The following is a 13,083-nucleotide window of genomic DNA, read 5'->3' as shown; positions in this document are numbered from 1 at the left end:
TCGATGCGCGCGTGTTCGGTGAGTGACGGGGAGGCTTCCGCCTCTGGACGGCTCAACGTCGGACGAGGAGTCGCAGGCCGCCCATGAACCAGGAATGGAAGCGGGCATCCGGTCCGTCGTACCTGGAGAGGGTCCCCGTCACGTAGGGGCCGAACCACACGGGCCCCGCGACGTTGAGATCGATGCCCCCTTGCACGTTGCCCACCTCGAAGCCTTCCAGGCGGCCATACGACGAGGTCGGCTCGAGTTGTCCGGTCGTGATGGAGGGCAACTGGTCGGCATCAAGGAAGTCGTAGCCAACGCCCAGGCCCACCCAGGGGCTGAGCTTTTCCGACCAGGGATGGTGGTAGCTCAGGTTGAGGCCAATTCGCATGGCGCTCACACCGCAGTCCCCCTGGCAGGAGCTGACAGCGAGCCCCACCGCGTACTGGAACGAGGCGCCCACGTAGACACGGGAGCCCAGGAACGTCCCCACGTCGAGCTGCGCGGGGACGATGCCCTTCACGACTTCGTCCAGGTCCATGTTGTAGTGGCCTTCCCCGCCCCTCGCGGTGCCGAGCGGAAGCCCGTAGCCGGCGCGAAGGCCGAAGGAGAGCTTCAGGTCCTCGGATTCAGCATGGGCGACCGGTGCCCCTGCGAGGATGAGCGTGATGAGGGCCCCGAACGTGACGACTGAGCTGTGCATGATGTCTTCCTCTCGCGGTGATGCGATGTGAATCACCGCCGGGCCCAGGGCGGGGTCGGCCTTCCTCGCCTGGCCCGACGTGGCGCCAGTGCAAGCTCGGTGCCTTCCATGTTCTCCCGGTGACACCAGGATGGACCGCGAGGGCAGCGCGACGCGGGGACTCAGAATTTCGCGACAGCGCGCCAGGGAGGCCGTGTCCCAAGGGAGGCATGACTCGCGTGTCGCATCCCGGATGAGGCGAGGGTGGTGATGCGGGGAGTGCTCAACGGGCCATGGCCGTTGGCCACACCGGCATCTTGCGGTGTCGTGCCCCGGGGGGAGACGGCTAGAGCGCGCCGTTCGTGTACGTCTTGCCCAGGAACACCTGCGTGCCCATGAGGTTGGAGCCGAGCAGATCCACCTTGCCGTCGTTGTCGACGTCACCCAGGTAGCGGGGGGCCCCCGGGAACCAGGTGCCGCTGGCGACGGCGAAGTTCTTCAACACCGCCTGGGCGGGGAGGAAGCCCGTGCCCGTCGAGAACGAAACCCAGACATAGTCATGGCCGAATCCGATGATGTCCGCCCGGCCGTCTCCGTTGAGGTCGCCCAGGTGGCGAGGATAGGTCGTCGACGAGCTCCACCCGCCCACGCTCACGTCCGCGCCGTAGTCGGCGATCCACAGCGAGGGCGCGGCGAAGGACACCGTCGTCGCCGTGGACGTCGACAGCGCCACGATGACGCCCCACTCGGAGAACCCCACGAGGTCCGCCTTGCCATCGCCATTCACGTCCGCGACCCGGCGCGGGTGGCGCGCCCCAGCCCAGCCGCCCAGCAACGGCGCGTTTCCAAAGGCCGCCAGGGCCAGCACCGGGGCCGCGAACTGGGTGCTCGGGGTGCAGAGCGCCCCCGTGCATTGGGACAGCGAGACCACCGTTCCGGTGTCATTGAAGCCGATGATGTCGGCCCTGCCGTCGCCATTCACATCGGCCACCATCCGAGGCGTGGAGCTCGCATCCGGCCAGCTCGGGTTGAGGTTGTTGAAGCCGACGAAGGCGATGGCACCCGACGCGAAAGCCGTGCCCGTCGAGTAGGACAGTCCGACGCCTGAGCCCCAGAACGAGATGAGGTCGGCCCGTCCGTCCGCGTTGACGTCGCCCACGGTTCGAGGCTCCAAGAAGCCTGGCGGCGTGTCCGTCCAGTAGTCCGTGCTCCACGACTGGGATGCGAGGAAGAGTCGCTGGGCGGCGTCCACCTTCGCGACCCGTACACCGTCGTCCCGGAAGAAGACCATCTCGTTCTTCCCATCCCCGTCCACGTCCGCGATGTGACGCAGGTCGTACTCGAGAGAGAGGGCGTTGATGGTCGCGAACTCCTGCGACCAGCGCCGGGGGCCATACACGCTGGCCACGCCCACCTTGTCGAAGGCGCTCAGGGCCTCCGACAGGTTGTTGTTGATATTGCAGTAGTCCTGGGACTGCATGAGCGACGCCGGGTCGTACCAGGTGAAGTTCGTGCCGAGATAGATGGTCGAATTGCACGGCGCCACTGCGTCAGACCGGTGCTGCTCGTGGCTGAAGCCGAGGATATGCCCCAGCTCGTGGGATGCGAGGTATTGCAGCCGGCCAAGCCGGTGGGGATAGGTGGTCTTCGGGACGGCGATATGCAGCGAGTGGCCCTCTCCCGGAAGACGCAGCGCGCCCATCCCCGGGAATGCCGAACCTCCGCCTACGCCTAAATCATCCGTGGCCACGTCCAGCTCGACGCGGATGAACTTGTCCGTGCCGGTGGTGGGGCACGTGCTGGTCCAGGCGAACTTGACCAGGGACTCGAACTCCCAGGTGCGCGCCACCGATTCACGGATGAGCTGCTTCTCCGTGTCGAAGTCGGTCGTCACCCAGCAGATGGGAATCACTGGATTGGAAAGGGGCCAGAGCGTGACTCCGTTCTGGGAGTAGAGCGCGTCCGATGCTTCCGCGACCTCCTGCTCCGGGGACTGTACGTCGACCTCTCCAGCGCAGCCCGTGAGGACTGCTCCTGACACCGCAAGCCAACCTGCGCGCTGACGCCACGACACGAGGGTCTCCCGAAATGCCCCGGAAGGTGGAGCTGGGCATTCCTCCTTTCCATACGGAGGGACCCGCTCAATCGGGGCGTCGGAATCGCGTCGGCGCGTGTGCGGCGCGGCTCAGGGCTCCCTTATACAGGGTGGCGGCGGCGACCTTCATCAGCTCCTCCCCGAATTTCGGGAAGGGCGACTCCACGACCCGGAGCTCCCGCGCGCGCCCGTCCGTGTCCACTCGCCCCCGGAGGATGAACACCTGCCTCTTCCGGAGAAGGAACGCCTCCCTCGGGACGTCCGGCGGCGACAGCCCCTCCAGCCGCTTCACGGGCTGGAAGTTCGCGAGCAGGAACTCACAGGCGTCGAACAGGTCGACGGCGCAAGCGGCCGACAGCGTCGCGGAGGCCTGCCGCACCTGCCCCTCCGTGGGCGCGCCCTTCAACAGCGCCACGGCCTCGTCGAAGGCGTCACGCGCCATCTCCGGCGTGACGCCCCCCTGCGCCCCCGGGTTGAACAACGACGCGGGTGGCGGCTCCGAGGCCTCGCGCGGATTTCCTTCCGGGTCCACGTTGTACGCCATCGCGAGGGAGAGCTGCCCATGACTCGCGGGGAGCGACGGCACCCACGAATGGGCGCAGCCCGTCGCCCACAGCACGACCGACAGGAACACGATGCGCGAGAGACGCATGGACCGTCACGCCAACCCCAGCCCACGAGCAGGGATAGGTCACGCTCAGCGAAACGCGAGCACCCAGCTCAACCCGCCACAGCCAGCCAGTCCCCCGCGGCGCAAGGCTGAGACTGCCTGAAAAGACAGCACGGGCCGGCTCCGGAGCTCAACCGGTGCCGGCCCGCGTCTGTTCAGCGACTCCGGGCTACCGAGGCTGCGTCACGGGCTGCAGCAGAGCAGCGCGTGGGGCGCGCCACCGGAGGGGTTGCGGGAGATCCCGCCGATGTACCGGCCGGAACCGCACTCGCCCTTCCAATTGCCGACGTCCCAGTCAACCGAGGTGGAGGACTCGCGTGCGTCCTGGCCGTCGAAGACGCGAGGGGTGCAGGAGTTGTGGGCGACATTGCCAGGGCAGCAAAGCAACGCGGTGATTTCATGCGCGGTGTTCTGGGCCACACCGGCGACGAACTCATTGGCGCCGCACTCGCCCTTGAAGTTGCCGACGTCCCAGTCGCCGGTGGCCGTGGTGCCGCGGCTGTCGGCGGTGGAGAAGAACCGTGAGTAGCAGCCGGCGTGCGGGTAGCGCCCAGCGTCGCCGCCGATGCGGCAGAGCGCGATGCGGCTGTACCGCGAGGCGGGGCCGAGGGACACACCCGTCAGCGGCTCACCGCTGGCGCATTCGGCCTTGAAGTCGCCGTAGGCCCAATCGCCGGTGGAGGCGGTGCGGCGCGCATCCGAGGACTCGAAGTTCAACGACGCATAGCCCTCCTGCGCCGAATACAGGAAGGTCAGCGCGCTGAGGTCGCTGGAGGTGAACTCCCCCGTCTCGACCGAGCGGAAGCAGGAGTTCATGAGCGAGCCACCGATGGTCGCCGTCGTCGGCGTGCCCGGGATGTGGATGGCGCCGACGCCCGCGTCACCTTCGTTGCCGCCACTGCCGCAACTGATGACGCGGTTGTAGTAGTCCGTGTGGCGGAAGCCGATGGTGTGGCCAAGCTCGTGCGTGATGACGTGCTCGATGACGTCGACACTGTAAGAGGAAAGCCCGCCGCCGATGTTGATGGTGCCATACGGCAGCCCGCCCGTGGGGAATCCCGCCGAGCCTCCGACGACACCAGGTTGGATGACCGCGTTGATGGTGAAGCTGCAGTTGGTGCTCGGCGTGCGCGCCATGGCGAAGCTCAGCGGCAGCTCGTCGTAGTTCTGGATGGCCAGGTCGAGTGCCGTGCTGAAGTTGCCGGTGAACGTCGAGCCGTTGATGCAGATCTTCGTCACCGCCGTGCTGACGAGGTTCGTCGTGCGGTACTGCTCCTCGGTGCTGTTGTCCCGCGCGAGCATCTCGCGCGACGCGGCCAGTGAGACCTCGGCGTCTCGGCCGACGTACACCTTCCCCTCGACGACCATGATGTCATCGGCCGGAAACCCGGCCTCGGCCAGGTTGTCGACAATCTCCTGCGTCTCATCGGATTGTCCGGCACATCCGAACATCAACACACCGCATCCCACCGCAATGACAAGACTTTTCGTGAACATGGATATTCCTTGGGTCGACCAGAAGGACCCCGACCCTGAACGGTGTTGAGACTGGAGTGGGTGTATCCGCTCGCGAGACTGTCTCGCCCCGCAGGCGTCACGCCTCCCAGGCAATCAAGGCATAATACGCCTAAACAGTATTCCTTGTCGACAGAAGTGTATCGGCGGGGTGGTGCAACCCCGTCATGCGTCGCCGTGCCTCGTCCCGGTGCCGGCCTGCCCCTGTGGGGTTCCTTCGGGTGACCCGGGTCGTGCGGCACCAAGGCGCATGGGTCGATGCCGACGGCCCACTCGGAGACGTCGTCATGTCACGCACATCTCTGGGTGACTTCAACACCCGGTGGGCGCAATCGCGAGCGTGGCACCGAGGTCGAGGGCTTCGCCGTCCAGGTTCATCTCCGGGAGCTCCACGGCGATGTTGCCGTTCTCCCCCAAGACGATGCGGTCGGGGCCATTGAAGGTCTCTCTGACGCTGGCGTCCATTGGCGCGGGATTGAGTTCGTCCATGGCCACGCGCGCGGACGGGACCGTCTGGGCGTGGGGCTCCAACGCCTATGGACAGCTAGAAGATGGCTCCCTGGTGGACAAGGTCAGTCCCGCGCCGACAAGCATCCACTCGATGGGGATCGGGAACCGCATTGCCAGTCCAGGTCGCGAATCTCTCGGGCATCGCGGAGATTTCGTCTAGCGCTTCGCATTTCCTGGCGCGAAGCGCGGCCGGAATTCTTTGGGCGTGGGGCTCGAATTCCTCTGCCTCCGGTGAATGGATGCAAGACTTCGCCGTGTCCCGTCAAGAAGGGCACGGCCTTCGTCGCTACTCGATTCATCGGGGTTCCATGCGCACGCGACCCACGCCGCGGGCATCATCGGGGCTCGTCAGAACGCCAAGGGCACGGTCGGTATCTCCCCGGGGGCCCCGCTGGTGTCCGTCTCCGTCCTGGGGACCGGCAACCTGGATGCGGTGAACCGCTGCAACCGGGGCGGCTCGAATGGCGGTTCGACCGCCGCGGGCTTCATCGCCGCGCTCGACTGGGTGATGATGGACATCACTCAGCGGGGACAGGTGGGCATCATCAACCTCTCCTTCAATGCTGCCTCATCGGCGGACAACATCTTCGCGGCGACGGGCACCGCCGGCTCGCGCATGAAGGTCGTCGCCAAGAGCGCCGGCACGTACAAGGGCGCATTCATCTCGCAGTCCGCGGGCAACAACTTCCAGAATGCCTGTGGGTATGCCTATGGCCCGGCGACTATCACGGACGGCATCGTGGTAACGGGCGCCCTCGATGACCGGGGCCAACCCCTGACGCCCATGCACTGTGACACCTGGCCCACCGTCGGCTGCATCGCTGGCATCCGCAATCTCAGCACCGTGGCCCAGTCCCAGGCGGGCTCGAACTACGGGGCCTGCGTGGAGGCCTGGGCACCTGGGTATAAGATTACGTCGACCTTCGGCACCAATCCCCAGTCCGGAACGACGGTGTCCACTCTCTACGCCCCCATGTCGGGGACCTCCATGGCCGCGCCCTTCGTGGCGGGGCTGGCGGCATACCTCGCGGAGTCGATGGGGCTTGCGACGCCTTCGGCCATCGAACTCGCCGTCCGGAACAAGCTGTACCCGCTCCAGTCCAAGGACCATGTCAGCGAAGCCATCTACCTGCCGACCCTGAACCCACCCGGCAATGGCCAGGGACGCGCCCTCGGGCGGGCTGAGTTCGCCATCCGCGAGCGCATCACCTCCCGGGTGTTCTTCCTGGAGCACGTCGGGGCGACGCTGCAGCTCCCGACGAACGGGCGGTTCAACCTGAGCTTCGACTCGGTGGGCGCACCCGCGAGCGGCTGCGTGATTACCCAGTACGACTACGCCATACCCGCCATGCCCAGGCCGACACACTTCGCGACAACGGCCCGCAACATCTGGATGGACCTCTATCTACCGCCGGTGGGAGGGCCGCCGGTGACCTATATCTCCTACAAGTTCTTCTCGAGCTGCGAATCGGATGTCAGCGTGGGCCTCTTCGTCGCGCCCTGATGGGTGACGAGAGTGACCCTCCCACCGGAGCAGCGCCATGACCTGGAAACCTTCCACCGTGATTCGACCCCTTGTCGTCTCCCTGTTCGCCTGGGGGGCGTCCGCGTCCGCTCAAGACTTCTCCCTCACGCCTCCCTGCGCGCCGGGTCTGTGTGGCGCGTCGCAGATGGGCGTCGCGGCCACGAAACCGGCGGGCACCCTCCTGGAGACGCACTACATCGAAGTCGACATCGCGGCGACGACGCTGCTGCAGAGCAGCAGCGAGCACATCGCCATCAGCGCCTTCGCGAACGGGCAGCCGTTTGACGCGAGCGGAGCCTTCACCACCACGGCGCCGAATGGCGGTATCGGCATCGCGCTGGGGCGGATCGACACCGCCGCGCATCCGAGCTGCCCCTTGGACTCCTCCAACACAAAGGTCGAGTTCGCCATCGAGCAGTTCGCGTGGAGCGACATCTACGGGTCGCGGATTCTCCACTGCGTGTCGTTCAACAAGTCCGCGCTGACGGGCGTGTGGAAGCTCCGGGTCTCTGTCTTCGTCGAGTGCGTGGGGACGACGTGCAGCGCTTCAGCGAGCGTGGAGAATCCCGTCACTTTCGCGCTGCTCGCCTCGGTCTCCAGCACGGGCATTCCGCTCGCGAATCCCAACACGACGCGACGACCCTGGTACTCGGTGACCAACTTCGTGGACGAGCCGTTCAACTACAGCGCCAGCTTCTGGAAGCGCGCCGAGATGTACGCTCCGTACTTCTGAGCGGGGTTCGCAGGAGGTCGCTTGTGCCGCCTGGAGGCGGGCCTCGATGGCCCAGGCGTCGAACTGTCACCCGATGTAGGGCCCATGTGACTGACTCTTGAACGGCGACGGGATGGAGGGGTCCGGGGACAGGAAGCATCCCACCGCCGGGTCAGGCGCCAAACCGCGGCCATTTCTTGCATCCTCAAGCAGGCACGCAGGAGGCAAGCGCGGGGCTTGAGGCAGCGGCCAGCAAGGAGCGGATGAAGAAAGAGGACACCGCGAATGGACTGGGCCGGGTTGCTCCGCAGGACGTTCGACGGCGACGGGTTCGCATGCATGAGGCGTGGAGGCAGCAAGTACTGGCGTACGTGAAGGAGGCCGGAGGGGTGCGAGCAGTTCTGGAGCACCTGGGCCTGCCCAACGTCAGGTGCGAGACTGGCCCCGGCGCGGGGGCCTCCCCTGGCCGCATTCGGCCAGCGGGAGCACACCGAAGATGTCGCTCGCCCAGTCTGGAGGCTCCTCGCGCCATCCCCGGGAGCGCAGGGAGTGGGCCTTGCGCGCGCGAGCGAGAGTCCTCCGACGTGTCGCTCGAGCTTCCTGCCTCCCCAGGGGCCGGGGCCCTTGACGGCAGAGGGAGTCTGGTGCGTGAGGCGGGAAACGACCTCGCACCCGGAATCTTCGTGCAAGACCTGCAAGGCCGCCTGGCGGAGCTCCGTGCAACGTTTGCAGGCCCTGCAACAACTGCTCGAAACACGCCGGTGCGGGGACGCCGGCGCGCATGTGCAGGGATTGGCTGGGTTCTTGAATGAGCCATGTGTCGACAGCCGCCCTGTCGATGTTTCGGACCTGAACGCGAGGAGTCCATCTCATGAGTCGTCATTCGAGGCCCTGGTTGCCATTGCTCTCATTCACGGCGCTGCTCGCTTGTGGATTGCCACCCACGCCGGAGGAACTGGAGGGCTCCGCGCCCGTGCCGGACGACGCCCTGGCCATGTCTCACGCCAGCCTCATCGGTCTCGATGGCACCGGCACGAAGGTCGTCATCACCGGCACTGCCAGCGCCGACACGGCCGCCGTGAGCTACTACCCGAACGACCCCACCAGCATCATCGTCACGCTCAATGGCACGAGCAGCGTCTACTGGCTGAACCCCCTGTTCGGCTCCGCCATCACCTCCATCTCCTTCTCCGGGGGTGACGGCAACGACACGTTCACCAACAACACCGCCCTGCCCTGTACCGCGAACGGTGGCAACGGTGACGACGTGCTCAACGGCGGGAGCGGCGACGACTTCCTGACGGGCGACCTGGGTGTCGACACGCTCAACGGCAACGCGGGCGCGGACGTGCTCTGGGGCTCGGGTGGCAGTGACATCCTGTACGGAGGGACGGGGCGCGACACGCTCTACGGCCACGGCGGGAACGATGAGATGCACGGCGGTGATGATGCAGACCTGCTCAACGGGGGGTCGGGCAATGACCTGCTGTATGGCGACAATGGGCAGGACACACTCATCACCGTGGGACTCGGCGCAGACATCATCACCGGCGGCAACCAGTGGGACTCCTACTGGGGGGACGCCACGGACAGCTTCCTCGACCTGTCGGCGCTCGAGCTCTCCCTGGGCTATGTGCACGTCGTCTCGGCGTTCCATCATGTGAGCTACAACGGCGGAGGGACGTCGACGCCGGTGGGCCTCGACCCCCTGGGCGAGGAGCTCCTGGACCCGACGTCGTTCTCGGGCGACTCGGGCTTCACCCTCGTCAAGCAGGACTACAGTGGCAGCCCGCTCTTCGGCCCGAGTGGCCCTGGCAAGAACGACATCTTCCAGGGCACCGTCGGAGACTGCTACTTCGTCGCGGCCCTCTCGGCCATCGCGAACTCGGACCCCGAGTTCATCCGGAACATGGTGGTGGCGCTCGGTGACGGCTCCTACGCGGTGCGCTTCTATCGCGACGGAGACCCTGTCTATGTCCGCGTCGATGGAGACCTCTGGGTGAACAGCGCGACCAACGGGCTCCAGTACGCGAAGCTCGGGAGCACGGGCGCGCTGTGGGTGCCCATCGTGGAGAAGGCCTACGCCATCATGCGGTCCGACTCCGCCGACTATTCGGCCATCGACACCGGTGACGGCACCCTCGAAATCAACAAGCCCGGCGGCGGGCACATCAACCTCACCATCACCCACTGGAGCTACGCCGATGGGGTGACGAAGGAGGACGTGCTCGGGTGGCTCGCGAACGGTTCGCCGAGCGGCCCCATCATGACGGCGCGCAACCTGGGCGTGGACGCCTTCCTGGCCTGGGTCCAGCAGCAGCGCGCCCAGGGAGCGGCGCTCGTGACGGGGTCCGTGCCCAACGTGAGCGACACCGCGACGCTCGATGCGAACTCGTGGCGGCGGGGTGCGCACATCCTCATGATCGACCGCGTGGTGACCGACCGCACCGGCAAACCCGTGGGCATCGTGCTGCGCAACCCCTATGGCTTCGAGGTCGAGCTGCGCGACTACACGCAGATCTACTTCCTCCTGGGAGGGGCGGGACGGTGGGACCTGCCTTGACGCTCCAGGTCACGCGACGCCCGTGACGTTCGGGCGCCGCGGTGGGGAGTTCCCCGGCGAAATCGCCGGGGAATATCCGGTGTGCGCGTCGTTCTTTTTCGGGGAGTCACGTGCTCCCGGTCTCAGGAGGCATCATGGCTCGGAAGCAGGGGCAGTGGGCGCTGCTCGTCGTCGTTTGTCTCGCCGCCTGTACGAATGGGTGTCTCAACTATCCCCGCGACAATCAGGTCGTCGACAGCAAGGCCACGAACGTGGCGTTCGAGGGGTTCTATTACAACGTGCCGAGCGCCGAGGTCCGGCCGCTCGTCAAGAACAACGTCTCGGGCACGTTCGACGTGATTCCACACGCGCCCATCCTGACGGGCACGACGCCATACGTCGATAACGCGGGTGAGAGCTGGTACTCCTTCGCCGCGTCCGACGTCGTCATTCCGGCGGCGTCCCAGTACTGGTCCGCGGGCGCGGGCCGCACGCTGATCGCACGAGTGAAGGTCGTGGGGCCGGGCAACCAGGAGCTCGTCTCGTTCGATACGGGCGCCGATACCGACACCTGCATCAACACGGAGCTCCAGCAAGGTGGCGCCGCGGTGATGACCGGGTGCAAGTCCTCGACGAGCCCCGTGGTCCGGCTGGTCGTGCCCTGCGGAACCTCCGGTGCCGATTGCTGTGTGTCGGGGAACGCATGTGACTTCGGCAAGAACTGCTCGGCCGGCTTGTGTACGACGACCTGCGGCGCACAGGGACAGGGGTGCTGCAACGCCGCGCCTGCGTGCTCCAGCGGCAACGTGTGTCTCGGCGGGTCCTGCGCCGCGTGCACGGCCAAGGGCGCTTCGTGCAGCAGCAGCGCGCAGTGCTGCAACGGGCTGTCGTGCAGTGGGGGCGTCTGCAAGCCGCCGTGCACGCCAGGCGCGGCCTGCACCGTTCCTGGAAAGCAGGGGCCCTGCGCGAAGGGCGTCCTGAGCTGCACGGGCGTGGACCCGGTCTGCACGCAATTGGTGTCTCCGCAGCCCGACACGAGCTGCAACGGCATCGACGACAACTGCGATGGCTCGAAGGACGAGGGCTATGTCACGCATGCGTGCAACACGACACCCGACACCTGCCAGTCCGGCTTCACGGTGCCCGGGAAGTCGTCGTGTCACGCGGGCAGCGAGTCGTGCGAGGCCGATGACAACGTCGACTACTGCGACGCCTGCGGCACCGCCGCGTGTGGCGCCTGCGGTGGGACGCCCTGCACTCCCGGAGTGACGAAGTGTGCGCCGGGCTTCGTGTGCAAGATGGGCGCGACGCTGGGCTGCGGCATCTCGGATTCGAGCACGTCCTGCTGGCCCATCGACGGTGGCCATTGCAACGGCTGCGGTCCCAACAAGACGTGCTGGAAGCCGGCCGATGTCACGGTCGGCGGGGCTTGCATGTAGCGGCCCTCGTCTTTCCGGTGCACCGCGGTCACCAATACGTGGTCGATGGGCGTCGGCAGCTCTCCAAAAAGCGCTGCAGCGCTTCTGCATCCGTGGCGTCGAACGCAGCTCTCCGCGGAATGTCGAGTTCCTTCGCCGCGAGCGCTCCGGCTCGCGCCAGCCGGAAGAGGGAGCGCCCTGCCCCTCCAGCGTGCCGTGGGCGAGCCGTTCGAGGCCCGTCCCCATCGGCACCGCTCGCATCGGCGCGACTGCCTGGGGGAACATCCCCCCCATTTCGAATACCTTCTGCTAGGACTTTGAATCCAATCCATGCACACACTCCCATTCGCCCGCCCCTGTTCGCGGTTCCTGCTCGTGGCCGCGCTCGTGACACTCGCCACGGGCTGCCGCACCCTCCCCGCAACCACAACCGTCCGTGAGGACTCCGCCCTGGCGAAGGACTACGCCCTGGCGCGAAGCGGCTTCAAGACGAAGCTGCTTTGGCGGGGCCCTGCCCCTCAAGAGGGAGAGGCGGGCCTGACGCCCAAGGGCGCAACCGTGGTGACCTACCGCTCGGGTGGCCTGGACCTCACCGCTTACGTCAGCCCGGTTCCTCAAGACGGCAAGAAGCATCCCGCGGTGCTCTTCCTGCACGGAGGCTTTGCCTTCGGAGAGGAGGACTGGGAGATGTCGAGCCCCTTCCGAGAGGCGGGCTTCGTGGTGATGATGCCCCTGCTGCGCGGAGAGAACGGTCAGCCGGGCACCTTCACCTTCTTCTACGACGAGGTGGACGACGTGCTCGCCGCGGCCGCCGCGCTCTCCCGCCTTCCGGGCGTGGACCCGTCCCGGCTCTACGTGTCCGGGCACAGCGTTGGAGGAACCCTGGCCCTGCTCGCGGCCCAGACCTCCCGCGCTTTCCGGGCGGCCGCGTCGCTCTCGGGCTCCCCTCAGCAGAAGAGCTTCATCGTCGGGCGCGAGGACATCGTTCCCTTCGAAATGACGAATGCGCGCGAGTTCGCGATGCGCTCCCCGGTGGACTTCGCCACCAGCTTCAAGTGCCCCACCCGGCTCTACTTCGGCAGCGAGGAACCCTTCTTCCGCTCGACGTCCGAGGAGACAGCCCAGGAGGCAGGAAGGGCCGGGCTGGACGTACAGGCGCACATGGTGCCCGGCGACCACTTCAGCTCGGTACCGGAAGCGCTCCAGCGGAGCATCGCGTTCTTCCGCGACAACTAGCCAACCGACACGGCGCCCAGCGATGGCCCGTCCCAGGAGCGCATCGGGCGCTACCCGCGCCACCGGCGGCGGGAGTTCCCGCTGTCCACCCAGTGCGGCAACGGCGCGCCGGCCCCATGACGTGGGCATCGACTGGGAGCGGATGCAGGCCATGGCCGTGGAGACAACGCACGGCCTGTATTGAAACGCGCTGGCG

General features: G+C 66.8%; 11 protein-coding genes. 6 read left to right on the top strand and 5 right to left on the bottom strand.

The window, feature by feature from the left end; genetic code table 11:
* Nucleotides 1-52 precede the first annotated feature (52 nt).
* The 5 genes from G4D83_RS12505 to G4D83_RS12485 form a co-directional block, all read right to left on the bottom strand.
* Nucleotides 53-685, bottom strand: a complete 633-nt coding sequence (locus tag G4D83_RS12505; RefSeq protein WP_163864945.1) for a hypothetical protein — start codon at nucleotides 683-685, stop codon at nucleotides 53-55.
* 325 nt (nucleotides 686-1,010) lie between these two features.
* Entirely contained in the window at nucleotides 1,011-2,705 is a 1,695-nt protein-coding gene (locus G4D83_RS12500) for an FG-GAP-like repeat-containing protein (protein ID WP_163864944.1), read from the bottom strand.
* Nucleotides 2,706-2,805: 100 nt separating this feature from the next.
* Nucleotides 2,806-3,411: a hypothetical protein gene (locus G4D83_RS12495; protein WP_163864943.1), complete on the bottom strand. Its 606-nt coding sequence runs from the start codon at nucleotides 3,409-3,411 to the stop codon at nucleotides 2,806-2,808.
* A 201-nt stretch (nucleotides 3,412-3,612) separates the two neighbouring features.
* Complete coding sequence (locus tag G4D83_RS46800) at nucleotides 3,613-4,926, bottom strand: zinc-dependent metalloprotease (protein ID WP_163864942.1); 1,314 nt, start codon at nucleotides 4,924-4,926, stop codon at nucleotides 3,613-3,615.
* A gap of 330 nt (nucleotides 4,927-5,256) precedes the next feature.
* A complete protein-coding gene (locus tag G4D83_RS12485; RefSeq protein ID WP_163864941.1) occupies nucleotides 5,257-5,433 on the bottom strand; it encodes a hypothetical protein in 177 nt (58 codons plus the stop codon).
* Here G4D83_RS12485 and G4D83_RS12480 point away from each other — a divergent pair.
* The 6 genes from G4D83_RS12480 to G4D83_RS12450 all read left to right on the top strand — a co-directional run bounded on the left by G4D83_RS12480 (nucleotide 5,366) and on the right by G4D83_RS12450 (nucleotide 12,887).
* Nucleotides 5,366-5,614, top strand: a complete 249-nt coding sequence (locus G4D83_RS12480) for an RCC1 domain-containing protein (protein ID WP_338041915.1) — start codon at nucleotides 5,366-5,368, stop codon at nucleotides 5,612-5,614. The genes G4D83_RS12485 and G4D83_RS12480 overlap by 68 nt on opposite strands.
* Before the next feature lie 75 nt (nucleotides 5,615-5,689).
* Nucleotides 5,690-6,958 carry a S8 family serine peptidase gene (locus tag G4D83_RS12470; RefSeq protein ID WP_163864938.1) on the top strand — a complete coding sequence of 423 codons (1,269 nt, stop codon included), beginning with the start codon at nucleotides 5,690-5,692 and terminating at the stop codon, nucleotides 6,956-6,958.
* Nucleotides 6,959-7,016: 58 nt separating this feature from the next.
* Nucleotides 7,017-7,712, top strand: a complete 696-nt coding sequence (locus tag G4D83_RS12465) for a hypothetical protein (RefSeq protein ID WP_163864937.1) — start codon at nucleotides 7,017-7,019, stop codon at nucleotides 7,710-7,712.
* Between the two features lie 850 nt (nucleotides 7,713-8,562).
* Nucleotides 8,563-10,254 carry a C2 family cysteine protease gene (locus G4D83_RS12460; protein WP_163864936.1) on the top strand — a complete coding sequence of 564 codons (1,692 nt, stop codon included), beginning with the start codon at nucleotides 8,563-8,565 and terminating at the stop codon, nucleotides 10,252-10,254.
* A gap of 134 nt (nucleotides 10,255-10,388) precedes the next feature.
* Nucleotides 10,389-11,672, top strand: a complete 1,284-nt coding sequence (locus tag G4D83_RS12455) for a dickkopf-related protein (RefSeq protein ID WP_163864935.1) — start codon at nucleotides 10,389-10,391, stop codon at nucleotides 11,670-11,672.
* Between the two features lie 309 nt (nucleotides 11,673-11,981).
* Nucleotides 11,982-12,887 carry an alpha/beta hydrolase family protein gene (locus G4D83_RS12450; RefSeq protein WP_163864934.1) on the top strand — a complete coding sequence of 302 codons (906 nt, stop codon included), beginning with the start codon at nucleotides 11,982-11,984 and terminating at the stop codon, nucleotides 12,885-12,887.
* Nucleotides 12,888-13,083 lie beyond the last annotated feature (196 nt).

Source organism: Myxococcus eversor, assembly GCF_010894455.1.
Taxonomy (GTDB): domain Bacteria; phylum Myxococcota; class Myxococcia; order Myxococcales; family Myxococcaceae; genus Myxococcus; species Myxococcus eversor.
This window is presented reverse-complemented; position numbering and strand designations above follow the sequence as displayed.